This is a genomic window from Nonomuraea typhae (genome assembly GCF_009760925.1).
Taxonomy (GTDB): Bacteria; Actinomycetota; Actinomycetes; order Streptosporangiales; family Streptosporangiaceae; genus Nonomuraea; species Nonomuraea typhae.
The window spans coordinates 53760-76652 of record NZ_VRLV01000017.1 but is presented as its reverse complement, the minus strand read 5'-3'; the positions used below and the strand labels follow the sequence as shown (position 1 = coordinate 76652).

The 22893-nt window shown below is 71.7% G+C and carries 23 protein-coding genes; 11 read left to right on the top strand and 12 right to left on the bottom strand.

The genetic code is table 11. The annotated features are described in order from the left end of the window. Window positions 1-15: 15 nt before the first annotated feature. Window positions 16-1206, bottom strand: coding sequence for a serine hydrolase domain-containing protein (locus tag FVE25_RS43785; RefSeq protein WP_157253438.1), 1191 nt, complete (start codon window positions 1204-1206; stop codon window positions 16-18). Between the two features lie 181 nt (window positions 1207-1387). Here FVE25_RS43785 and FVE25_RS43780 point away from each other — a divergent pair, with 181 nt between their 5' ends. Then, window positions 1388-2062 carry a GbsR/MarR family transcriptional regulator gene (locus FVE25_RS43780; protein WP_157253437.1) on the top strand — a complete coding sequence of 225 codons (675 nt, stop codon included), beginning with the start codon at window positions 1388-1390 and terminating at the stop codon, window positions 2060-2062. 23 nt (window positions 2063-2085) lie between these two features. Next, complete coding sequence (locus FVE25_RS43775) at window positions 2086-2928, top strand: phosphotransferase (protein WP_157253436.1); 843 nt, start codon at window positions 2086-2088, stop codon at window positions 2926-2928. Here the strand turns inward: FVE25_RS43775 and FVE25_RS43770 are convergent. Beyond that, a complete protein-coding gene (locus FVE25_RS43770) occupies window positions 2925-3443 on the bottom strand; it encodes a TetR/AcrR family transcriptional regulator (protein WP_157253435.1) in 519 nt (172 codons plus the stop codon). The genes FVE25_RS43775 and FVE25_RS43770 overlap by 4 nt on opposite strands. Before the next feature lie 96 nt (window positions 3444-3539). Between FVE25_RS43770 and FVE25_RS43765 the strand changes: the two genes are divergently transcribed. Next, window positions 3540-5750 (top strand): MMPL family transporter, encoded by a 2211-nt coding sequence (locus FVE25_RS43765; protein ID WP_157253434.1) that lies wholly within the window; start codon window positions 3540-3542, stop codon window positions 5748-5750. A 24-nt stretch (window positions 5751-5774) separates the two neighbouring features. Beyond that, window positions 5775-6989, top strand: coding sequence for a Gfo/Idh/MocA family protein (locus FVE25_RS43760; RefSeq protein ID WP_157253433.1), 1215 nt, complete (start codon window positions 5775-5777; stop codon window positions 6987-6989). On the opposite strand, the gene FVE25_RS43755 is transcribed toward FVE25_RS43760, so the two are convergent. Further along, complete coding sequence (locus FVE25_RS43755) at window positions 6903-7244, bottom strand: hypothetical protein (protein WP_157253432.1); 342 nt, start codon at window positions 7242-7244, stop codon at window positions 6903-6905. The two genes, FVE25_RS43760 and FVE25_RS43755, sit on opposite strands and share 87 nt — an antisense overlap. 19 nt (window positions 7245-7263) lie before the next feature. Between FVE25_RS43755 and FVE25_RS43750 the strand changes: the two genes are divergently transcribed. Further along, window positions 7264-8838: an SMI1/KNR4 family protein gene (locus tag FVE25_RS43750; RefSeq protein WP_157253431.1), complete on the top strand. Its 1575-nt coding sequence runs from the start codon at window positions 7264-7266 to the stop codon at window positions 8836-8838. Here FVE25_RS43750 and FVE25_RS43745 read toward each other — a convergent pair. The 3 genes from FVE25_RS43745 to FVE25_RS43735 all read right to left on the bottom strand — a co-directional run bounded on the left by FVE25_RS43745 (window position 8833) and on the right by FVE25_RS43735 (window position 13034). Next, window positions 8833-10779 carry a protein kinase domain-containing protein gene (locus FVE25_RS43745; RefSeq protein WP_181019905.1) on the bottom strand — a complete coding sequence of 649 codons (1947 nt, stop codon included), beginning with the start codon at window positions 10777-10779 and terminating at the stop codon, window positions 8833-8835. The two genes, FVE25_RS43750 and FVE25_RS43745, sit on opposite strands and share 6 nt — an antisense overlap. 105 nt (window positions 10780-10884) lie before the next feature. After that, window positions 10885-12201: a serine/threonine-protein kinase gene (locus tag FVE25_RS43740; RefSeq protein WP_157253429.1), complete on the bottom strand. Its 1317-nt coding sequence runs from the start codon at window positions 12199-12201 to the stop codon at window positions 10885-10887. A gap of 20 nt (window positions 12202-12221) precedes the next feature. Next, window positions 12222-13034, bottom strand: coding sequence for a TIGR03619 family F420-dependent LLM class oxidoreductase (locus FVE25_RS43735; RefSeq protein ID WP_157253428.1), 813 nt, complete (start codon window positions 13032-13034; stop codon window positions 12222-12224). A gap of 97 nt (window positions 13035-13131) precedes the next feature. On the opposite strand from FVE25_RS43735, the gene FVE25_RS43730 reads away from it, so the two are divergent. Continuing rightward, a complete protein-coding gene (locus tag FVE25_RS43730; RefSeq protein WP_157253427.1) occupies window positions 13132-14379 on the top strand; it encodes an LLM class flavin-dependent oxidoreductase in 1248 nt (415 codons plus the stop codon). Then, window positions 14376-15224, top strand: a complete 849-nt coding sequence (locus FVE25_RS43725) for a TIGR03619 family F420-dependent LLM class oxidoreductase (RefSeq protein ID WP_157253426.1) — start codon at window positions 14376-14378, stop codon at window positions 15222-15224. Before FVE25_RS43730 ends, FVE25_RS43725 begins: the two co-directional genes overlap by 4 nt. Window positions 15225-15236: 12 nt before the next feature. Here the strand turns inward: FVE25_RS43725 and FVE25_RS43720 are convergent, their stop codons facing one another. Together FVE25_RS43720 and FVE25_RS43715 are read right to left on the bottom strand one after the other, a co-directional pair. Further along, complete coding sequence (locus FVE25_RS43720; protein ID WP_157253425.1) at window positions 15237-15779, bottom strand: hypothetical protein; 543 nt, start codon at window positions 15777-15779, stop codon at window positions 15237-15239. Further along, a complete protein-coding gene (locus FVE25_RS43715) occupies window positions 15763-16173 on the bottom strand; it encodes an SRPBCC family protein (protein ID WP_157253424.1) in 411 nt (136 codons plus the stop codon). The genes FVE25_RS43720 and FVE25_RS43715 overlap by 17 nt, the downstream gene beginning before the upstream one ends. 63 nt (window positions 16174-16236) lie before the next feature. Between FVE25_RS43715 and FVE25_RS54680 the strand changes: the two genes are divergently transcribed. The 3 genes from FVE25_RS54680 to FVE25_RS43700 are packed head-to-tail and all read left to right on the top strand — an operon-like array spanning window position 16237 to window position 18018. Beyond that, window positions 16237-16806 (top strand): TetR/AcrR family transcriptional regulator, encoded by a 570-nt coding sequence (locus FVE25_RS54680; protein ID WP_246268391.1) that lies wholly within the window; start codon window positions 16237-16239, stop codon window positions 16804-16806. Window positions 16807-16816: 10 nt separating this feature from the next. Continuing rightward, complete coding sequence (locus FVE25_RS43705; protein WP_157253423.1) at window positions 16817-17629, top strand: HipA family kinase; 813 nt, start codon at window positions 16817-16819, stop codon at window positions 17627-17629. Next, on the top strand, window positions 17626-18018 hold the full coding sequence (locus tag FVE25_RS43700; RefSeq protein ID WP_157253422.1) for a DUF3037 domain-containing protein: 393 nt from the start codon (window positions 17626-17628) through the stop codon (window positions 18016-18018). Before FVE25_RS43705 ends, FVE25_RS43700 begins: the two co-directional genes overlap by 4 nt. On the opposite strand, the gene FVE25_RS43695 is transcribed toward FVE25_RS43700, so the two are convergent. Then, window positions 17977-20223 (bottom strand): penicillin acylase family protein, encoded by a 2247-nt coding sequence (locus FVE25_RS43695; RefSeq protein ID WP_157253421.1) that lies wholly within the window; start codon window positions 20221-20223, stop codon window positions 17977-17979. The two genes, FVE25_RS43700 and FVE25_RS43695, sit on opposite strands and share 42 nt — an antisense overlap. A gap of 103 nt (window positions 20224-20326) precedes the next feature. Continuing rightward, the gene (locus tag FVE25_RS43690; protein ID WP_157253420.1) at window positions 20327-20695 is read right to left on the bottom strand and encodes a nuclear transport factor 2 family protein; all 369 of its coding nucleotides are present in this window, start codon (window positions 20693-20695) and stop codon (window positions 20327-20329) included. A 73-nt stretch (window positions 20696-20768) separates the two neighbouring features. Between FVE25_RS43690 and FVE25_RS43685 the strand changes: the two genes are divergently transcribed. After that, window positions 20769-21404 (top strand): TetR/AcrR family transcriptional regulator, encoded by a 636-nt coding sequence (locus FVE25_RS43685; protein ID WP_157253419.1) that lies wholly within the window; start codon window positions 20769-20771, stop codon window positions 21402-21404. Between the two features lie 46 nt (window positions 21405-21450). On the opposite strand, the gene FVE25_RS43680 is transcribed toward FVE25_RS43685, so the two are convergent. Further along, on the bottom strand, window positions 21451-22017 hold the full coding sequence (locus FVE25_RS43680) for a mycothiol-dependent nitroreductase Rv2466c family protein (protein ID WP_157253418.1): 567 nt from the start codon (window positions 22015-22017) through the stop codon (window positions 21451-21453). Window positions 22018-22019: 2 nt separating this feature from the next. Next, window positions 22020-22862, bottom strand: a complete 843-nt coding sequence (locus FVE25_RS43675) for a GNAT family N-acetyltransferase (RefSeq protein WP_157253594.1) — start codon at window positions 22860-22862, stop codon at window positions 22020-22022. Window positions 22863-22893 lie beyond the last annotated feature (31 nt).

The following is a 22893-nucleotide window of genomic DNA, read 5'->3' as shown; positions in this document are numbered from 1 at the left end:
CAACGGGCGGGCCGGCTATGGGGCCGGCTTGGCCTGCCCGCCGCAGAACACCTGCGCGAGAAGGTTGTCCCGCGCCTTCGGGAACGCCTGTGCCAGGTCGGGTGCGGCCTCGCCGTACGTGATCGAGGCGGTCAGGGTCTTCTTGCCGTCGGGCGTGCTGTACATCACCGACACGTAGCCCCCCGCGGTGCTGCCGTTGTGATGCAGGACGGTGCCGCAGTCCGGGCCCAGGTTCTGCACGTAGGTCCCGAGGCCGTAGCCGCCGAAGGGGCCGTAGCTCTTGGGGTGCGGCTTGCGCATCTCGGCCAGCAGCTTGGGCGGCAGGAGCTTGCCGCCGTTCAGCGCGGAGAAGAACGTGTGGAGATCCCGGGTCGTCGAGATCATGTCACCGGCGGCGGCCGTCATGGAGGGGTTCTGGCGGGTGACGTCGATCACCTTCCACTGGCCGTCGTCTTCGTAGCGGAAGTAGCCATGGGGATGCGGGCGGGGGAGCTCCGGCGAGGCGCCCGGCAGCAGCGTGTCCTGCAGCTTGAGCGGACCCAGGATCCGCAGCCGCATCTCGTCGGCCATCGAGTGGCCGGTGACCTTCTCGATCAGTAGCTGGGCCAGGGTGTAGGCGGTGTTGGAGTAGCTCCACTTCTCGCCCGGCGCGAACCGCGGCCCCTTGGACAATCCGAAGCGCACCAGTTCCTCCGGCCGATAGGTCTTGAAGCGGACGTCCGCCCACTCCTTGCCCGTCGCGGGGATGCCCGGCTCGACCGACCCGTCGGGGCGGAACTCGCCGGTGTAGTTGTACAGCCCGCTGGTGTGCTGCAGCAGCATCCGCACCGTGATGTTCCGGTCCAGCTTGAACTCGGGCAGGTGGTCGGCCACCGGGCCGTCCAGCTTGAGCTTGCCCTTGGCCACCAGTTGCAGCACCAGGGTCGCGACGAAGGGCTTGGTGCTGCTGCCGATCCGGAAATGCCCGTTCGCGGGCGGCTTCGCGGCCGAGCCGAGCTTGCGCTGCCCGGCGCTGCCGGCCCACTCGCCCCGCTCGTCGTTCACGCGCGCCTGCACGCCGAGGAAGCCGGCATCGACGATCGCCTGGATGGCCTGCTGCAGTTCCGGGCGGTCCTGTCCGGCGGCGGCCCTGCCGTCCGTGATGGCCAGGCCGGGCACGACCGCCCCGGCCAGCAGCGCGGTCGCCAGCGCCGTGGCTGCACTCATGATGGATCCTCGTTTCGCGATAGTACGTGTTTTGTGTGACTCGAAAGCTATGTTGCATTCGACATACTGTCAATCATGAGAATGCGTATATGCAGGTAGAATGCCCAAATTGGAGCAATGACGCTGAGGGCGAACGCAAGAGTGTGTTGCAATGGATGATGGCGAAGACAATACTGGCGACATGCCAGGAGGACGACTGACCCAGCAGGACCGCGAGCGCATCGCGGCCGGGCTCGCCGACAAACTCTCCTATGGAGAGATCGCCAGGCGGCTCGACCGGCCGACCTCGACGATCACCCGGGAGATCAGCCGCAACGGCGGCCCCGCCGGCTACCAGGCCCAGCAGGCGCACCAGGCGACGATCCAGCGGGCCCGGCGCGGCACCCCGGCACCCCCGCCCGCGGCCATGCCGCCGGTCGCCGCGCTGGAACAGGAGATCCTCGAGATGGCGGTCAAAGCCGGGATGCCGAGAACAGCCGCGCGCGTGCACCACGACCTGGCGCTGTCCGAGGACGGCAAGCGCACCGCGGCCGAGCTGGCCCGCAGGCTCAAGGTCAGCCCGGCCTCCGTCTCCGTGGCCGTGAACTACCTGGTCCAGCTCGGATTCATCCGGCGCGAACGCGACCAGCGGCGCCGTCGCGACGTCTACGTGATCGACGACGACGCCTGGTACCACGCGATCATGACCAGCGAGCGGCAGACCCTCGAGACCGCGCGGGCCACGATGGCGGCGGCCGAGACCTACGGGCTCCACAGCCCCGTGGGACAGCGACTGGCCAAGACGGCGGCGTTCCTGGAACGCGTCAGCCTGGACATCATGGAGTCGGCCGACCGCTGGCGCACTCTCCTGGCATGATCGGCGGAAGCCACAATGGCGGTGTGTTCGATTCCGCGCAGGCCGTGGCCGCCGCTGTCGCCGTCGCCCGTGACCACGGGATCGCGGTCACGGACCCGGTGATCCTCAACGACTCCTACAACCTGCGCATCCACATGCACCCCGCCCCTATCGTGGCCAGGGTCCCGGCCGTCGTGTCCCTGGGCCGGCCGCGTCCCGCCGAGGCGATGGCCCGCGAGGTGGTGGTCGTCTCCTACCTGGACGGCCTCGGCTTCCCCGTGGTCCCGCCCAGCGACCTGCTCCCGCCGGGCCCGGTCGTCCGCGACGGCGTCCCGATCACGTTCTGGCGGCACGTCGGCCACGACCCGCGGCGCCGCCTCACCTCGGCCGGCATGGGCCGCGCCCTGGCCGAGCTGCACGCGGCGCTCCGCGGTTTCCCCGGCGACCTCCCGGTCCTGACCCCGGTGCTGGAAGAGACCGCCTGCCTGCTCGACGCCCTGGCCGCGGTCCTGAGTCCGGACGAGCTGGCCGAACTGCGCGCCGCCCGCGACGGCCTGACGCTCGCGGGCCCCCTCCAGGCGGTTCACGGCGACGCCCATCCGGGCAACCTGCTCATGACCGCGGGCGGCCCGCTCTGGAACGACTTCGAGGAGACCCACGCCGCCCCGGTCGCCTGGGACCTGGCCGTTCTCCTGGGCACCTCCCGGCTCGACGGCAGGAAGGCGGTGCTCGCCTACGGCGCCGACCCGGACGAGCTGGGCCCGTTCGTGGCGGCGCGCCGGTTTCAGGTCGTCTTGTGGATGCTGGCCAAGGCCACCCGCTTCCCCGGGGACATGCCGCGTGCCCGCGCCGCCCTCGACACCTGGCGTGCGGGCCGCCCGGGCTAGATGGCGCGGGCGAGGCGCAGGAGTTCGGCGCGGACCGCAGGCTCCGGCAGGTCCATGGTGTGGACGACGCCCCACTGCAGGGCTCCCAGGATGGCCCAGCCCCGGATGCGGTCCCGGTCCGAGGGCTCGGGGCCGACGAGGCGCTCGTAGATCGCGTCGCGGAAGGTTCTGATGGCCTCGCCGGGGGTGCCGGGCGGGGCGTCGTCGGCCGCCCCCAGGTCCTCCATGAGGAGCCGGATCACCGCGCGGTGCCGTACCACGCACTCGACCAGCGCCGGGAGGAAGTCGTGCGTACGGCCCAGCAGCCGGAACACGTCGTCGGCGGCGGGGGCCATGAGCTCGGAGGCCAGGCGGTCCTTGGGGTGGAAGTGGTAGGCGACGGCGGTCTTCGTCAGGCCCACCTCGGCCGCGATGTCGGCCAGGGAGGTTGCGGCGTAGCCGCGCTCGGCGAACAGGCGCTGGGCGGCGGCCAGGATTCGGCTCCTGGTGTCGTTGCCGTGCTCGAATGTGGTCATCGTCTCATTTCCCGGCCGACACGGGATTTCCGGAAATTTCCCGTTTAATCTCTGCAGCGTAGGCGGCTGTACGAGCGTACAGGACGGGCGTAAATCATGGCGAGATTTCTGGGTCTGCTGGGTGGCTGGTGTGCGCGGCACGGGCGGCTGGTACTGGCGTTATGGGTGATCGCGGCGGCGGGGCTCATGGCGGGCAGCATGCTGTCCGGCCGGCCGGTGAGCAACGACGTGAGCATCCCGGGCACGGACGCGCAACGCGCCCACGACCTGATGCGCGACGGGTTCGGCCCGGGGTTCGCGCCGGGCGGCACGGTCCAGCTGGTGCTGTACTCGGGTGACGGGCAGCTCGTCACCGAGCGCAGGAAGAGCGCGGTCGAGAAGGTCATCGACCGGCTTGAGGAGATGCCGCACGTCGAGGTGGCCGAGACGCCCTACCGGCGCGGCGGCATCGCCTCCAACCTGCAGATCGGGCTGATCACGGTCCGGATGGAGGGGCACGACAACGCCAAGCTCGCCGAGACCACGCAGGCGCTGTCGAAGGCGGCCGACCCGATCAGGGCCGAAGGCGTCGAGGTGGTACCGGCCGACAGCTCGACCCCGGCCGACAAGGAGATCAAGACCGGCCCCAGCGAGATCATCGGCGTGGTCTGCGCGCTGCTGGTGCTCGTGCTGGCGTTCGGGACGCTGGTGGCCGCGCTCGTCCCGATCTTCACCGCGCTGGTCAGCGTGGCCGCTGGGCTCGGCCTGATCGGGCTGCTCGGGCACGTGGTGGACGTCCCGAAGCAGGCGGGCATCATGGCCACGATGATCGGGCTCGGCGTGGGCATCGACTACGCGCTGTTCCTGCTCTCGCGCCATCGCAAACTCCTGGCCGACGGAGTGCCGGTCCTGGAGTCGGTACGGCGGACCGTGGCGAGCTCCGGCGGCGCGGTCGTCTTCGCCGGCGGCACGGTCATGGTCGCGCTCAGCGCGCTGGTGCTCGGCGGTTTCCCGCTGCTGCGCACCCTCGGCTGGATCACCGGCATCTCCGTGGTCTTCGCCGTCCTCACCTCGATCACGCTCGTCCCGGCGCTGCTGGGCGTCCTGGGCGAGAAGGTCAACGCGCTCAAGGTGCCCTTCCTCGGCCGGCGCAAGGAGGGTTCCGGCTGGGCCGGGCTCGGCGCCTGGGTGGCGCGGCGGCCGTGGAGCGTCCTGCTGGCCAGCGTCCTGGTGCTGGCCGCGCTGGCCGCGCCCGCGCTCGCGCTGAAGCTCGGCCCGCTCGACGACGGCTACGGCGACCAGGGCTCGGCGCCCCGGCGCGCCTACGAGCTGATGGCCACCGGCTTCGGCCCCGGCATCAACGGCCCCCTGGTCGTCGTGGCCGAACTCGGCCAGAAGGTCGCCTCGGCCGATGCCCCGATCGTGAAGACGCTGGTCAAGGACGTCGAGGACGTGGCCGGCATCGCCCACGTGGCCCCGGCCAAGCTCAACGACTCCGGCCGGTCGGTGATGATCCAGGCCATCCCCGACTACGCGCCCAGCGACGAGCGCGCCCCCGGCGTCGTGGCCGCGGTCAGGGCGCTGGACCGGCCCGGCGTGGACGTGCACGTGGGCGGCGAGGTGGCCGCGCTGTCGGACGCCGCCGGCCGCATCTCCGACCGCACGCCCCTGGTCATCGGCGTGGTCGTGCTGCTCAGCGCCCTGCTCCTGCTGCTGGCCTTCCGGGCCCCGGTGATTGCGCTGAAGGCGGCGCTGATGAACCTGGTCTCGCTGGGCGCCGCGTTCGGCGCGCTCGCGCTGGTCTTCTCCTACGGCCTGGGCAGCCGCCTGGTCGGCATGGACCCGCCGGCCGACGCCTCGTACCTGCAGACCGTGTTCTTCACCGTGCCCATCGAGAGTTATGTGCCGCTGATGCTGTTCGCGGTGCTCTTCGGGCTGTCGATGGACTATGAGGTCTTCCTCCTGACCGCGGTACGGCAGGCGTATCTGAAACACGGCGACAACCGCCGCGCGGTCGCCGAGGGCCTGGGCTCCACGGGCCGGGTCATCACCTCGGCCGCCCTGATCATGGTGGCCGTCTTCGTGGCCTTCATCGCCTACCCGGATCCGCTGGTCAAGACGTTCGGCGTGGGCCTGGCGGTGGCGATCGCGGTGGACGCCACGATCATCCGCGGCTTCCTGGTGCCCGCGACGATGGTCCTGCTCGGCCGGGCCAACTGGTGGTGCCCGCGCTGGCTGGACCGGCTCCTGCCCAACCTGTCGATCGAGGGCAACGAGCACGACGAGGAACCGGTCAGGATACGCGAACGGGAGAAGTCCATGATCTAGGTCGTCTTGGTAGCGTCAAGCGGCATGACGCTCACACTCGCCGTGGTCGGCGCGGGTTCCCGCGGGGCGGGCTACACCCGCCACCTCGGAGGCCGGGCCCGCGTGGTCGCCGTCGCCGACCCCGTGCCGAGCCGCCGCGCCCGTTTCCCGCAGGCGGCCCAGTATGCCGACTGGCGCGACCTGGCCGCCCTCCCTCGCCAGGCCGACGCGGTGATCATCGCTACCCAGGACGCCGGCCACGTCGAGCCCGCGGTCCGCTTCGCCGAGCTGGGCTACCACATCCTGCTGGAGAAGCCGATGGCGGTCACCGAGGAGGACTGCCGCACGATCGTGGCCGCCGCCGAGAAGGCCGGCACCGTCTTCGCCGTCTGCCACGTGCTGCGCTACACCGCCTACACCCGGGCGCTGAAGACGCTGGTCGACAGCGGCCGGATCGGCGAGATCGTCAGCGTGCAGCACCTGGAGCAGGTCGGCTGGTGGCACCAGGCCCACTCCTACGTGCGCGGCAACTGGCGGCGCACGGGCGAGTCCGCCTTCATGCTGCTCGCCAAGTCCTGCCACGACCTCGACTGGCTCGTGCACATCCTGGGCGAGAAGGTCACCCGGGTCTCCTCCTTCGGCGGCCTGAAGCACTTCCGCCCCGAGAACCGCCCGGACGGCGCCGCCGACCGCTGCCTGGACTGCGCCGTCGAACCCACCTGCCCCTACTCCGCCCCCCGCCTCTACCTGCCGATGGCCGGGCGCGAGGCATGGCCGCTGGACACCATCACCGAGGACGTGTCGGAGGCGGGCGTGCGCGCGGCCCTGCGCACCGGCCCGTACGGCAGATGCGTCTACGCCTGCGACAACGACGTGGTCGACCATCAGGTGGTGAATATGGAGTTCGAGGGCGGCGCCACCGCGGCCTTCACCATGACCGCCTTCACCCCGCTCGGCCACCGGCAGACCCGGATCTTCGGCACCCACGGCTCGGTCGAGGGCGACGGCGTGCGCCTGACGGTGACCGACTTCGTGACGGGCCGGCCGTACGTCATCGACACCTCCGTCACGGGCGACGGCACGGCCGCCGGCGGCCACGGCGGGGGTGACGCGGGGCTGATGCGCGCGTTCCTCGACGCCGTCGAGACCGGGGACCGCTCGGCCGTGCTGTCCTCACCCGGCGAGAGCCTGCACAGCCACCTGATCGCCTGGGCGGCCGAGCGTTCCCGCCTCGACGGCGTCACCCACGAGGTGACCTGAGCCCCGGGCGGCCTCGGCGACCTCCACGATCGCCTGGACGAAGGCGGGGATGGAGGCGTGGTGGAAACGCAGGTACAGGCCCGGCTCCACGAGTTCGAGCTCGGTCAGGATCGGCTGCCCCGCGGCGTCCTCGGCCATGTCCACCCGGGCGTAGAGCAGCTTGTCCACGTCGGGCACCGTGCTCAGCACCTGCTCGGCCAGCGCGCGTTCGGCCGCCGCCGGCCGTCCCGGTGGCAAGGGCCGGCTCGGGATCACCTGGGCTAGGGTGCTGGGGGTGAATCCTCCCTTACGCGTGCTCAGCGCCGTCTTCGCGCTGGCGCTGCTGGCCAGCGTGACGGTACCCATCGCCTACGTGGCCGCGGTCGAATACTCCTCCTGCTTCGGCGTGAACGACCATTACTCGTGCTCCGACCCGGAGTACGAAGCCCAGCTCAAGGCGCAGGCGATGACCCCGGAGGAGGCCAGATCCGTCGGCTGCGCGCCGATCTACATCGGCGACGACAAGCCCCCGGCCCAGCCGCCGGCCGAGGTCCTCTACCTTCCGGAAGACGAGCCGACCGCCCCGCCCCGGACGGTCGATCCCGCGTTGTCGGCCCGGGTCAACGGCGCCTGGGAGCGGATCGAGCGCTGGCTGGGCGCGCACGCCTCGGCCACGCTGCGCGCCCTCAAGCATCCCGTCGACTTCGGGCTCATCACGCGCTGGGAGAAGGACGCCAGGCTTCCCGACGACCTCTACGCCTCGCTTCTGCGCCACGACGGCGCAGAGGGCAACCTCGGCAAGGGATTCCAGCTCCCGCCGGACATCGGCCTGGCAGACCTGTCCAGCTCCTTGAACTGGTCCAACTGCCTGGAGCTCGTCCTGGACGGCTCGATGGACAAGGCCAACACCGAGGACGGGCTCTGGCACGGCAGCCTGATCCCGTTCGGCTCCAACGGCCACGGCGACGAACTGTTCGTCGATCCGCGCACCGGCCGGGTCGGCGACAAGCGCAACCAGGAGCACATCGACTACTCCCGGGGATGGCCGTCCTTCGTGGCCATGCTGGAGGCGGTGGCCGCCTCCCTGGAGGGCGGTACGCCGCTGCGCGACCGCTATCCCAGCGTGACGGCCGGGTGCGAGCTGCGCTGGGCCAAGGAGAAGCCCGGCCCGCCGCCCGCGAACTGCGCCGGGCCGCCCCGCCCGTCCCCCACGCCCACCCCGACCCCGGAGCCCCCCAAACCGCTCACCGCCGCTCAGAAGGCCGAGCGCGGCTGCGCGCCGCCCTCGCGAAAGCCTCCGGTCGTGAAATATCCGCCGGTGAAGGTGCAGGCCGAGGTGGACCGCGCCTGGCGGCGCATCGAGCGATGGCTGGCCCGCAAGGCGCCCAAGACCCTCCGCACGCTGAACCCGCCGGCCGATGCACGGGAGATCGCCCGGGCCGAGCGCGCGATCGGCCAGTCCTTCCCCGACGACCTGCGCGCCTCCCTGCTGCGCCACAACGGCGTCAAGGACTGGGGCTTCAGCTTCGTCCCCTTCTACGAGCCCGCTTCCGTACGGGAGATCCAGCGGGAGTGGACGATGATGTGCGGGATCATCACCAAGGCGGGCTGGGAGTACATGCCCGACTGGTGGCATGGCAGGGTGATCCCCTTCGCCCCCACGAACGACGGCGGCCACCTCTACATCGACTCCGCCACCGGCACCGTCGGCGACTACTACAACGAGGACGGCCTGAGTCCGGACGAGTACCCCTCCTACCTCGACCTGCTCCGGCAGACCGCCCGCGACCTGGAGAAGGGCAAGAGCGCGGGCGGCTGGGTGGTCAAGGTCGTCAAGGGCGAGCTCGACTGGGACTTCAAGCGGTCATGACGACGGGGTGGGCGTCGGGTCCGGATCGGGTTCGCCCGGGTCGGGGGTGGTCTGGCCGGCGACGCCCACGGTGATGGTGACCGTACGACCGGGTTTGGCGCAGCCGCCCGGCGCCACGCTCTGCACGAGCACCACATCCACCTCGCCGGGATCGGTCACGATCTGCGCCCGCTGCTCCACGGCGAAGCCGGCCGCCTTGAGCGCGGCCAGCGCGCTGTCCCGGCTCTGCCCGGTCACCGCCGGCACCTTCGTCCCGTGCCGGGACACGACCAGCGCCACCACGCTGCCGCCCGTCACCCGCCTGCCCGCCGAAGGGGTACTGGACAGCACCTGCCCGGCCGGCTCCGGCGAGCAGATCCGGCTGACCGCGCCCGCCGTCAGCCCCGCCCGGTCCAGCGCCTGCTCGGCCGCCTTCCGCGTCAGCCCCTTGAGCGCGGGTACGGCGAGGCCCGCCGACACGTCGAGGTCCACCTTGGTTCCCCTGGCCACCAGGGACCCGGCGCCCGGCCGGCTGATCAGCACCTGCCCGATCCGCTGCCCGGAATCGACCTCGTTGACGTCGCCCGCCTCGAGCCCGGCCCTTCTGAGCGCCTTGACGGCCGCGGAACGATCCAGCCCCACCAGGCCCGGCACCCCCACGCCCACCGGCTCCACCCGGGGCGGCGGCACCGGTTCCGTGGGCTCCTCGCGCCCTCTGGTCTCCTGCCGTTCGCGCGGGGAGGGCGACTCGGCGGGCTGGGGCCGCTCCAGCGCGGGCTGGGACCCGCTGGGACCGGCCGCCTGGGGCGCGGGCGCGGCGCCGGTTCTGAACCCCGGCACGAACACCGCCACCAGCGCCGCCGCGCTCACCAGCAACGCGCAGGAGACGGCCAGCCCGGCCCGGTTGGCGGCGCTGGCCCGCTGGCCGGCGCGCACGTCCTGGGTGTCCTGGCTCCGCCCGCCGGCCACCACCGGCCCGTCCTCGCTCCGATCCGCGCCCCATGGGTACGGCCCGCCGTAACCGCCGCCTCCGGACGGGACGGGCAGGCCGGGCGCGGGCAGGTGGTAGACGTCCGGGGCCGTGCCGGTGATCTCCGGGTCGGCCAGCGGGGCCGCTTCCGGCAGGTGCGGCGGAGGTGAGCGCAGCACCTCCGCCGGCACCCCGTCCGAGTCCCCCAGCAGCGCGTAGAGCAGTTCCCGGCTGGTGGGCCGGTTGCGCGCGTCCTTGTCGAGGCAGGCGGCGACCAGTTCACGCAGGTACCCGTCGAGGCGGCCCAGCTCGGGCGGCGCGGTGAGGATGCGGTGCAGCACGGGCGCCACCGAGTCCTGCCCGAAGGGGGCGATGGCGTTGGCCGCGAAGCACATGGTGGCGCCCCAGGAGAACACGTCGGCGGCCCCGGTGACCAGCGCGGCGGTGATCTGCTCCGGCGCCATGTAGGCGGGGGTGCCGACGCCCCGCCCGCTCTGGGTGGCCGCGGCGTCGAGCACGCGGGCCAGCCCGAAGTCGATCACGCGCGGCCCGTCGGGGCCGAGCAGCACGTTCTGGGGTTTGAAGTCGCGGTGCACGATCCCGGCGCGGTGGATGGCGGCCAGCGCGGTCGCGGTCCCGACGGCCAGGCGTTCCAGCGCGCCGCCGCTCTTGGGGCCGGTGCGCATGACCTCGCGATACAGCGACGGCCCGGCCACATACTCGCTCACGATGTACGGCCGGCCCTCGTCGAACCCGGCGTCGACCACCTGCGCGGTGCAGAACCGCGCGACATGCTTGGCCAGCTCCACTTCGCGTAAGAACGCCGCCCGCTCATCCCCCACGGACCCGTGAAGCAACTTGATCGCGTGTCGTTCCTCGCCCCTCATCCCGAGGAACACCACACCTTGGCCGCCTTCGCCCAGCCGGCCGGTCAACGTGTAGGCGCCGAGTACGCGCGGGTCCCCCGATGTGAGCGGCTGCGTGTCAGGCACGGGGCCTCCCCTCGCCGCCACCCGGTACTACATTCCACTGAAAGCAACCAAGCTCGGGCAGTCAACGCGGCCCGCCCAATCGGCACACGACCGTGACACATCCGGTCAGGACGGGCGCGATACCTTGCCCGAATAGGTAACGGCCTGCTGTCCCGAGCGGTTCACCTCAATCACCGCCTGGTTCCCTCCGGCGTCGGGGAACATCCGGAGCGTGCCCGGGTAGCACTCCTTGCCCTTGACCTCGTCGAGCCCGTAGACGTGCACGCTGGAGGTCTTCACCAGACGGCCGGAGCAGTGCAGGTCGGCGCCCCAGCGCATCGTCGAGGTCCCCTCGGCCGCCAGCCGGATCTCCACCGGGAAGACCCGGTCCGCGCTCGGGTGGTCGGCCGATCCGGTCCACGTACCGGTCAGGTCGCCCTGGCCGCTCTGCCACCACAGCACGAACCCCGCCACTCCGGCCAGCAGCCCGGCGACGCCGACCGCCACCTGCCACTTGGGCACCCGCCGCTTGGGCGCGGGGGCGGTGATCGTCTCGGCCGCAGGGGTCAGGTCCAGGTGGGGTTCCGTGGTGCCGATCGCGGCGCGGGCACCCGAGCTGAGCATGTCCGCTCCGGCCTGCCGCCCGAGCAGGTAGCCCAGTGTGTCCTCGGCCGTGGGGCGGGCCGCGGGATCCCTGGCCAGGCAGCCCTGGACGACGTCGCGCAGGCGCCCGCTCAGCGTGCCCAGGTCGGCCCGGCCGTACAGGATGCGGGCGAGGATCTCCTGGTAGGTGTCGGCCCGGTAGGCGTGGCGGCCGTTGGCGGCGTAGGCGAGGGTGAGGGCCCAGGCGTACAGGTCGGCGGGCGGGCCGGCCGCTTCGCCCTCGATGCGCTCGGGCGCCAGGTAGGCGGGGGTGCCGACGGGGGCCTTGCCGACCGTGGCGGTGGCGTCCATGAGGCGCGAGATGCCGAAGTCGATGACCCTCGGCCCGTCCATGCCGAGCAGGACGTTGCCCGGCTTGAAGTCGCGGTGCACCACTCCGGCGCGGTGGATGGCGGCCAGGGCGGTGGCGGTGCCGATGGCCAGCCGGTCGAGCGAACTGCCGGTTCTGGGGCCCTTGGCGATGATGTGGTCGCGCAGCGAGACTCCGTCCACGTATTCGCTGACGATGAAGGGCCGGTCGCCGTCGAGGGAGGCGTCCAGGACCTGGGCCGTGCAGAAGGGTGCGACCCTGCGCACGGCCTCGACCTCGCCCAGGAAGCGCCGCCGTACCCCGGGATCGGCCGCGACGTGGGCGTGCAGCAGTTTGACCGCGACCTGGCCGCCCGCCGGGGTGTGGCCGAGGAAGACCGTCCCCTGGCCACCTTGCCCGAGCCTGCCCGCCAGCCGGTAGTCCCCGAGCCGGTGAGGATCATCCGCCCGAAGATCCGCCAATCTTGACATAGGCCGCCAGTATGGCAGCGTTAGAAGAACGTTTCCGCATAGGAGTCGAGCACCGGGAGCACGGCGTCCGCGGGTGCGCTCGGCAGCGTGGCCACGACCTCCTCGATGCCCAGTTCGGCGAAGTAGTCGAGTTTCTCCCGGGTCGGCCGGGTCCCGATCGGGATCACGCGGGCCATGGGGCGCTCGGCCTTGTCGCAGGCTTCGCGCAGCGCGGGCAGCGCCGCCTTCACGCCCTTGCCGCCGATGGGCATCCAGCCCTCGGCGTACTCGGCGACGTGCGCGAACAGCTTCGGCCCCGCCGCGCCGCCGACGTAGACGGGCGGCCCGGAGACGGGCTTGGGCCAGGACCACGACGGCTCGTGCCCGTCGAACTCGGCCACCTCGTCGCGCCACAACGCGCGCATCGCCAGCACGTTGCGCCGCGCGATCTCCCGCCTGTTCTGGTACGGCACGCCGTGGTTCTCGATCTCCTCCACGTTCCAGCCGAACCCGATCCCGAGCACGACCCGGCCGCCGGACAGGTGGTCGAGGGTGGCCACGGCCTTGGCGGTGACGATGGGCTCGCGCTGGGCGGCCAGCAGGATCCCGGTGCCCAGCCGGATGGCGCTGGTGACCGAGGCGGCGGCGGCGAGCGCGACCAGCGGGTCCACGGTGCGTTTGTACTCCTCCGGCAGCACCTCCTGACCGGCGGCGGGCGGGGTGCGGCGGGAGACGGGGATGTGGGTGTGCTCGGGCAGGAAGAGCGAGGAGAAGCCGCGCTCCTCGGCCGCCCGGGCCAGTGCGGGCGCCGGCATGGCCAGGTCCGTGGAGAACATCGTGACGCCCAGCCGCATGGCCGACCTCCCAGCATGTCAACCAAGCGATTGCTCGGCTACGATTTCTAGAGTAGCTTGCCGGACAGAGAAACGCCCCGTGGAAAGAGGACTCCCGGTGAAGTTTTCCATCTTCCTGAACCCGCAGATTCCAGGCTCCGGATACGCCGCCGAGGAGAACGCCCGGGCCAGGCGGCCTATCGGGCGGGACACGGAGTCGTACCAGAAACTGCTGCACGAGGTGCGGGAGATCGCCGTCCACGCCGACCAGATCGGCTTCGACGCGCTGATGATGACCGAGCACCACTTCCACTCCGAAGGCATGGAGTTCTCGGTCAACCCCCTGATGTTCCTCACCGACCTCGCGGCACGCACCGAGCGCATCCTGCTGGCCCCGCTCGGCATGGTCCTGCCCGCCTGGGACCCCATCCGGGCCGCCGAGGACGTGGCGCTGCTCGACCAGTTCTGCAAGGGACGGCTGCGCCTCGGCGTGGCCCGCGGCTACCAGAACCGCTGGATGAACGTCCTGGGCCAGCGCTGGCACGCCGCCGCCGCCCGCTCCGACGGCTCGGCCTCCGACACGCGCAACTTCGACGTGTTCGGCGAGGTCCTGAAGATCATGAAGATGGCCTGGACCCAGGAGACGCTGCGCTACAAGTCCGACGTCCTGGACTACGAGGTGCCCTTCCCCTACGACGGCATCGAGGGCTGGCCGGCCGTGGAGTGGACCAAGACCTTCGGCGCCCCGGGCGAGATCGACGAGGACGGCAAGGTCCAGGCCGTCTCGGTCTGCCCGCGGCCCTACCAGAACCCGCACCCGGAGCTGTGGCAGCCGTTCACGATCTCCGACCGCTCGGTGATCCGCGCCGCGCAGGAGAACATCCTGCCCTGGATGTTCACCCCGAACCCCGACGACCACGCCGCCAAGGCCAAGCTCTACCAGGAGGAGTCGGCCCGCCAGGGCCGCGACTACAAGCTGGGCGAGCACACCGGCATCCTCAAGATCGTCGGCATCGCGGACACCACCGAGGAGGCCATCAACACCTTCGGCCGCAGCATCCCGAAGGACTTCGCCGCCTTCTTCGGCCCGTTCGGCTACCTGGAGGTGCTGCGCAAGAAGGAGGACGAGAAGCACAAGCCCATCTCCCCCGAGAAGGGCGACGCCAAGCGCATGAACGACGTCGAGATGGCCCTGTTCGGCACCCCCGACGACGTCAAGCGCGGCATCCAGCGCATGCTCGACCGGATGCCCGACCTGGAGTGGTTCGGCCTGTACATGCAGGGCCAGCAGGGTGTGCTGCCGCTCGACACGGTCAAGCGCAACCTCGAACTGTTCGCCACCAAGGTCATCCCGGAGTTCCAGTGAAATTCTGGCTGGGGGCCTCGTTCGTCCCCGCCGACCAGTTCCTGGAGCTGGCCCGGGCCGCCGAGCGCCTCGGGTTCGACACGCTGACGCTCTCCGACCACTTCTTCTACGCCGACTTCGCCACGCCGTACCCCTATTCCAGGAGCGGCAGGCCGCGCTGGAACGCCGAGACGCACTGGCCGGACGCGTGGGTGACGATCGGGGCGATGGCGGCGGTGACCAGCACGCTGCGCTTCTCCCCGAACGTCTACATCGCCCCCGCCCGGGACCTGTTCACCGTGGCCAAGCAGGTGTCCACGGCCGCGGTGCTGTCGGGTGAGCGGGTGACGTTCGGGGTGGGCGTGGGCTGGTGCAAGGAGGAGTTCCAGGCGACCGGCCAGGACTTCCACACGCGCGGGCGGCGGCTGGACGCCATGATCCCCGTCCTGCGGGAGTTGTGGTCGGGTGCGCCGGTCAAGCTGGAGGGGCTGCCGGAGCTGTCGATCAGCCCCACCCCATCAGGAGATATCCCGATCTACGTGGGCGGGGACAGCGAGGCCGCGCTCACCCGCGCCTCCCGGCTCGGCGACGGCTGGATCGGCAACCGGATCTACACCGAGGAGCAGCTCGACCCGGTGCTGGCCGAGCTGCCCAAGGACCGGCCCTTCGAGGTCATCGCCCCGCTGGCCGTCATGCCGGACGCGGCCGTCTACCGCAGGTTCGCCGCCAAGGGCGTGACCGGCACCATGGCCGCCCCCTGGTGGCTGGCCACGCCCGAGGAGAAGAAGAGGTACGGCGAAGCCACACTGGAACTCAAGATCGCCACCATGGAGCGCTTCGCGGAGGAGGTCATCGCCAAGATGTGACCCCGCCCGGGATCAGGTCTTGGTCGCGACCCTGGCCTTCACCGTCGCCAGGATGACCCGCCGCACCAGCCCGCTGCCCAGCCGGATCACCCTCCAGTACCGCAGGAAGGCCCGGCGGGCCTCCGGGCTGGTGGCCGCCACCCTGGTCTCGGTCACCAGCCTGACCCGCCCCGCCCCGGCCTCCTGCAGCAGGAAGCTGAACGTGGCCTTGGCGAAGCCGGGCCGGTCGAAGTCCTCGAACTCGCGGGCGGAGCCGACCGCGAGGCTCTCGGCCGCCCCGAGCCGCCACCACTGCCCCACGGTGCCCAGCACGACCTCCCGCCCCGGCTCCTCGGCCAGCGGCGCGAAGGCGGGCAGGTCCCGCTGGGCGTGTCCGTTCACCAGCCGGGAGACCAGGTCGCGCGCGGCGAACAGCGGCTTGATGAGCGGGATGTCCCGCGCGGACGCGGGCTGCCTGACCGCCTCCCACACCCGCTCCGGCGGCGCGGCGATGACGATCGCGTGCCGCTCCGACGCGTCCGGCGCCGGGATGAACCGCTCAGCCAGCGTGGGCACGCGTGACCTCGCGTTCGAGGTTGTCGAGAAAGCCTTCGAGCGCCTTGTCGTGCGCCCGCCGGATGACCAGCGGCCACAGCAGCGCGAACAGGCCGCCGAGCCGCCCCTTGAGCTGGTGGCGCACCAGCGTGCGCCCGCCCTCCGCGGGGAAGAGCTCGAACCCGTGCCCGCCGCTGATCGCCCGCCCGACGTCGAACCAGAGCTTGCGGCCCGGCTCGACCACCGCGACCCGGTACGTCATGCCGTCGTGCCGGACGGGCGCGCCCACGTAGAGCCCGTCCGGCAGCGCGAACGTCCCGCTGCTCGCCGGATACAGCCGGCTCACGTCCGCGAGCACGGCCCAGACCTGTTCCGGGGTGCCGGGGACCACGCGTTCGTGCACGTTGTGCACCATGTCGCCACCTCCATACGGTTGCGTATGGTTCGACTATACGACACCGTATGGCAGGCTGTCGGGGTGGGTAGGTTGAACGCGGACGACTGGGCGCGGGCCGCGCTGGCGGCCCTCGCGGAAGGCGGCCTGGCCGCCGTCGCGGTGGAACCGGTGGCGGTACGGCTCGGCGTCTCGAAGGGCAGCTTCTACTGGCATTTCGCCAACCGCCAAGCCCTCGTGGAAGCGGCCCTGGCCTTCTGGGAACGCGACACCGAGGCGGTCATCCGGCACCTGGAGGAGATCGCTTGCCCGCGCGAGCGCCTGCGCACGCTGCTGGAGCTGGCCTTCTCCGACGAGACGGAGGCCGCCGTCTCCTTCCGGCTGATCAGCGAGGCCGACGACCCGGCCATCGCCGAGGTCGCCCGCCGGGTCAACGAACGCCGCCTGGCCTTCATGACCCAGACCGTGGCCGAGATCATCGGCGCCGAGGAGGCGGGCAACCGGGTCTTGGCCGGATACGCCGGCTATCTGGGCCGGGCCGCCCTGCGCCGGCTCGGCATCGTGGACGGGGAGACCGGCGCCATGGTCGAGCTGGCCCTGTCCGAGCTGCTGAACGACCAGGAGCCGGGCGGGAGCCGTACCGGGGAAAGATAGGCTCGGGGGCGTGCTGGAGAGAGTGGCGGCGACCCGATACGTGACGCCGTTGAGGGAGGGCGGGTCGCTGCCCGGCGTGGTCGAGGCCGACGACCTCGGCACCTACGCCGTGAAGTTCCGCGAGGCCGGGCAGGGCCGGCGGGTGCTCGTGGCCGAGATCATCGGCGCCGAGCTGGCCAGGCGGCTCGGGCTGCGCACGCCCGAGCTCAAGCTCATCGACCTCGACCCGCAGTTCGGCGACCGCGAGCCCGACGAGGAGGTTCAGGAGCTGCTGCGCAAGAGCGCCGGGCTGAACCTCGCCGTGGACTTCCTGCCCGGGGCACTGGGCTTCGAGCCGCTCGCCTGGCCGCCCGACCCCGCCTTCGCCTCCCGCGTGGTGTGGTTCGACGGCCTGATCCACAACATCGACCGGAGCTGGCGCAACCCGAACCTCCTGGTCTGGCACCACGGCGTCTGGCTGATCGACCACGGCGCCGCCCTGTGGTTCCACCACAACTGGAAGAGCGCCGACCCGCGGCGCCCGTTCGACGCGAGCGATCACGTGCTGGCCGCGCACGCCACCGAGCTGGACGCCGCCGCGGCGGACCTCGCCCCGCGCATCACCCCGGAGCTGCTGCGCGAGGTGACCGCGCTGGTGCCGGACGAGTGGCTGGACGGCGAGCCGGGCTTCGGCTCGGCCGCCGAGGTGCGCGCCGCCTATGTCGATCACCTGGTACGGCGGGCCGAGGGGCCGGGCGACTGGCTGATCCACACCCGGCAGGAGCACAAACCCAAGACCGGCCCGGGCTCGGTCGGCGCGTTCTGGCGAGGGGACCGGTCATGAGCAGGGACGCCTACGAGTACGCGGTGATCAGGGTCATCCCGAGGGTCGAGCGCGGCGAGCAGATCAACGTCGGGGTGCTGCTGTACTGCCAGCCGCGCTCGTTCCTGTGTGCCCGCGTCGACCTGGACGAGTCCCGGCTGCGGGCGCTCGATCCGGCCGCCGACCTGCCCGCGCTCCGCCAGGCGCTGGCCGCCTACCAGCTGACCTGCGACGCCTCGTCCGGGCCGCTGAGCGCGCAGCCGCTGGGCGCCCGCTTCCGCTGGCTGACCGCGCCCCGGAGCACGATCGTGCAGACCGGGCCGGTGCACGCCGGGCTGACCGACGACCCGGAGGCGGAGCTCGACCGGCTAGTGGCGAGCCTGGTCCACGTCACACAGGCGGCCGGGTAGCCAGCGCTTGCCGGAGAACATGCGGGTCTGGCCGGCGTCCCGGTCGGATTGGCCGCTGGCCAGCAGCGTCCGGACCTCGGGGCAGCGCTTGCCGGAGAAGCGGACGGCCATCAGGAAGGTGGTGCCGTCGGTGACCACCGGATGCCCCGTTTCCGGATTTTTCGTGGTGTGGAGGAGGTTGTAGACGCCTGCGGTGTCTGGGCCGCCGTGGAGGGGGATGCGCCGGTTGTCGTGGAACACGTACTGGTGCTCGCCCAGCGGCGCCTCCGGGCCGATGTCCTCCTTGTCCAGGGCGGCGACGGCGTCGGCGAAGGCGGTGCGGATCCTGGCGTCGGCCGTGTCCAGGGTGTTCGGGGTGCCGATCGGGTCGGCCGGGTCGAAGGGGGTGCGCCACGGGTTGACGCCCGACTTCGTGACCCGTGCCCAAAAGCGGTCGAACAACAGCGCGCCCCGGCTCGTGGTGTCGTTGCGGCGATCCCAGGCGGCCACGGCCGCGCAGGCCCTGCGCACGTCCACCGTGGCGCCGGCCGAGGTCCTCGCCCTGCCTCCGGGGAACGACCGGCACATGGCCGCCGTGTCCGCGGCCGCCAGTTCGCCCGTCATCGAGCGGTTGCTCAGCACCAGGTTCCACGCGCCGGCGACGGTGAACCCGGCCGGGCCGTACCCGTCACCGCCGTCCAGGCGCTTGCGGATCAGGTCCAGGCCCATCCGGCTGCGCGCGGTCTGCGCCCGGCCCTCGTCGCCGAAGATCCTGGGCAGGCCGGTCAGCGGCCGTTCCCTGTTCGACAGCCACAGGGAGCCGTTGGAGTTGGTGAGGTAGTCCTTGGCGGTGCGCACCGGCATGCGGTGGTTGCCGAAGGTGCCGGGGACCAGGGAGTCCTTGTCGGTGCCCAGGGCGCAGCGGGTGCGGGAGCCGTCCAGGACCGGGAGGCGGTGGCTGTCCCACAGGGCATGGCCCAGCTCGGTGTTGCAGGTCCGGGCGTGCTGGTCGGTGACGTGCGGAACGCCCTGGTATCCGGCCAGCAGGATGCCGCCCTCGCGGTCGACGGCCAGTTCGTTGAAGGTGGACGCGCCGCCGTGGTCGCGTAGCGCCCGCCGGATGTCCTCGACGGTCCTGGCCGTGCCGAACTCGGCCACCGCGTTGGGGCCGCGCATGGTCTGCGCGTTGGCGTCGGCCAGGGCGTAGGCGCGCTCCGTGGTCCAGGGGAGGTCCTGGCGCTGCTGGCCGCCGAGCCAGGCGTTGACGGACATCGAGGTCAGGACCGGGCCGTAGCGGGTGTGCCAGACCGAGCGGGTGACGGGAGTCCCCAGGACGTCCACCGTGACGCGGCGTTCTGTCATGCGTTCCGGCTCGCCGTCCACCAGGTAACTGGCCGGGTCGCCCGGGACCAGTTTCAGCTCGAACAGGGAGTAGGTGACCGTGGAGGCGACCGTCCCGGTCCAGGCGGTGTTCCTGGTGTAGCCGGTGGCGGTGATGGGCGCGCCGATCATCTGGACGCCGTCGAGGTCCATCGTGCCGGGGATGGTCAGCCTGGCCTGCCAGAACGAGGCCGGGCCGCGCCACGGGACGTGCGGGTTGGCCAGCAGGAGCCCGCCGCCGCCCCGGGTGGCCTCCGGGCCGGTGGCGATGGCGTTGCTGCCGCGCTCCGGAGGCGGGGCGGGGGTGGCTGTGGGCTGGTCGGGGCGGTTCGGGGGCGTGGCCGCGACGATGCCGGCCAGACCTCGGTTCAGGCCGTCGGTGCCCCCTTGGTACATGTACCGATAAATGTCGATTTCCCGGATGGGCACCAGCCAGCTAGCACCCCCGCATTCCGATGTCCCGCCTTCCACCAGATACCGGTTATATCCGGATACATAACCGCGAACCAGTGCACGCACTTTCGCACTCGGCCCCACCGGCGGCGCCTTGGCCACGATCCTCTCGACGACTCCCCGGTCGATGAGATCCCGGGCCGCCACGTCGGAGGCGAGGTTCTCCCCCGCTGCCCCCGCCCCGAGATGACGTGCCAGCTCACCCCGGACGCCCAGGAAGATCATCCCCAGCTCGCACAGCCGGTCCTTGGCCTGGGCGTACCCGATCCCCCGCCCCAGCCCGGCCTCGTCGCCGGCCACGATGTGCGGCACACCGTCACGGGCGGCGGCCGGCGCGGACATTCCGCCGAGAACCAACGCCACCAGCGCCGTCCCCCAAGTAATTTTTCGCACAGAAAACAAGCCTAGAAAGACGCCTTCCGGCAATCCTCCTGCCGCGGAACGAATCCACCTACACCCTTACACTTACCCCGAAGGATGTACGGCGCCGCCGCCCTCATGGCCGCGCCGTCAGCGGTCCGAGGTGGACGCTGGCCACTCGCCACCCGTCGCCCTGGCGGACCGCGGTGAGCGTGAGCCGGAACCGCCCCGAGTTGTCGGTCCCCCCGAAGGAGGTCTCCTGGGCGTCGACCCCCACGACCACGGCCGCCGGGCCGTGCTCGTGCACCTGCGGCTCCTCGACCGCGACGGACCGGTTGACCAGCCCGTTGCCGAAGCGGAGCAGCCACTGCTCCCGGGTGAGCACGAACCCGAGGGGCCCGACGCCGACGAAGCCGTCGGCCAGGAGCCCGTCGAGCGCCTCGGGGTCGTTGGCCGCCTCGGCGCCGGCCCAGCGGTGCACCAGTTCCAGAACGTCTGCGGACATGTTCTGCCTGCTCGACTAAACTTATAGCTACTATGTGTTTAGAGTAACTCTAAGATTTAGGCAAGGGGCAAGCGTGGGCCTGCGCGAGCGCAAGAAGGAGCTGACCCGGCGGCAGATCGCCGAGGCGGCCTGGCGCCTGTTCGCCGAGCGGGGCTTCGACCGCGTGACGGTGACCGAGATCGCCCGCGAGGCCCAGGTGGGCCCAGCGACGGTCTTCAACTACTTCGCGACCAAGGAGGACCTCTTCTACTCCGGCCTGGACGAGTTCGGCGCCCGCCTGGTCGCCGCGGTCGAGGAGCGCCCGGCCGGGGAACCCGTGATCGCCGCCGTCCGCCGTTTTCTCCTCGGCGCCGGGGGACTCCTGGACGCCATCGCCCAAGGCGACGAGGAGGCACTGTCCCGGGCCCGCACCCTGCACCGCGTGATCTCCGGCAGCGCCTCCCTGCAGGCCCGCGAGGCGCAGGCGTTCACCCGCCTGAGCGTGAACCTCGCCGCGGCCATCGCCGGCGAGGGTGGCGAGGAGGTCACCGCCCGCGTGGCCGCAGGGGCGCTCGTCGGCGTCCACCGCGCGATGGTCGACCTCACCCGCGCCCGCGTCCTGGCCGGCGAGCGCCTGCCCGCCCTGGCCGAGGACGTCAGGCGGTACGGCGAGCGCGCCTTCGCCCTCCTCGGCCGGGGCCTGGACGACTACGCCCGCAAACCCGGCTGAGCGCGGGCTTCACCGGGCAGGCGGGCCGCCCTTGAGAGCGCGGGCTTCACAGGGCGTGCGGGCCGCCCTTGAGCTCGTGGAAGCCGGGCGTCCCGGCTACCACCACGGTGGCGTCCCACAGGGCGCCGGCGGCCTCGCCCGCCGGGACCTGGGAGATGACGGGCCCGAACCAGGCGGGGCCGTTCTCGACGGCGATGATCGGAGTGCCCACGTGGCTGCCCACCTTGGCCACGCCCTCGGCGGTCGAGGCGCGCAGATGGTCGTCGAACTCGGTCGAATCCGCAGCGGCGGCCAGCGCGGCGGGCAGCCCGGCCGCCTCCAACGCCTTCGCCCAGTCCCAGTCCCAGTCGTCCAGCTCGTGCAGCCGCTCGTAGAACCGGCGCAGCGCTTCGGAGCCGTGCGCGAGTTCCACGGCCGCGCACACGCGCGCGGGCAGCCAGAGGTGGCCCTCGGTGTCCCCCTCCGGGTCCACGTCCAGGTGCTCGTTGAGCGCCGACAGGCTCAGCAGCCGCCACGTGATGGAGATCGGCCGGACGGCCGCCGCCTCGACGAGCCACCGCGACGTCAGCCACGTATACGGACATGTCGGGTCAAACCAAAAATAAGCCTGCATGTCTAGAAAAGTACCGACATGAAGGTGTCAACCTCGTGGAAACCGACCTTCCGGTACACCGACCTGGCCGTGTGGTTGAAGTCGTTCACGTACAGCGTCACCACCGGGGCGAAGTACTGCAGCGCGGCCTCCACCACGGCGGCCATCCCGGCCGCCGCGTGCCCGCGCCCCCGCAGGTGGGGATCCACCCAGACGCCCTGGATCTGGCACGCCTGCGGCGTCACGGCCCCGATCTCCGCCTTGAAGACCACGCGCCCGTCGTCGATGCGGGCATAGGAGCGCCCGATCCGGATCAGCTCGGCCACCCGGGTGCGGTACAGGGCGCCCCCGTCACCGACGTTGGGCGAGACCCCCACCTCTTCGGTGAACATCGCCACGCAGGCGGGCAGCAGCCGGTCGAACTGGTCCGGGCGGACCCGCCGTACCAGCGGATCCGGAGGGACGGACGGGCGCTGCGCGGTGGCCATGACCGGCTGCGCCCAGCGGATGGCGCGCGCCCGCCCCCAGTGAGGCTCGAGGCGTTCCCACAGCAGCGACACCGCCTCCTGGGGGCCCACGATCGACGAGCACCGGCGCCCCTGCTTGCGGGCGCGGTCGGCGAAGGCGTGCACGGCCTCGGGACCGGCGTTCACCGGGACCAGGTTGGCCCCGGCGTAACAGAGCGAGACGAGACCGCCACGCGGCCCGAAGCCCCACATCTGACCACCCAGCCGCGCCGGATTGAGCCCGACGGTCCGCACCCGGGAGGCGACGAAGACGTTGGCGACCGGATCGGTGTCGAGCAGGTCGAGCACCTCATCGCGATCGCTGTCATCGAGCACGCGCGACGCCGTTGTACGCAGCATCACACGGTCAGACTACGCGAAGGCCCCCCGA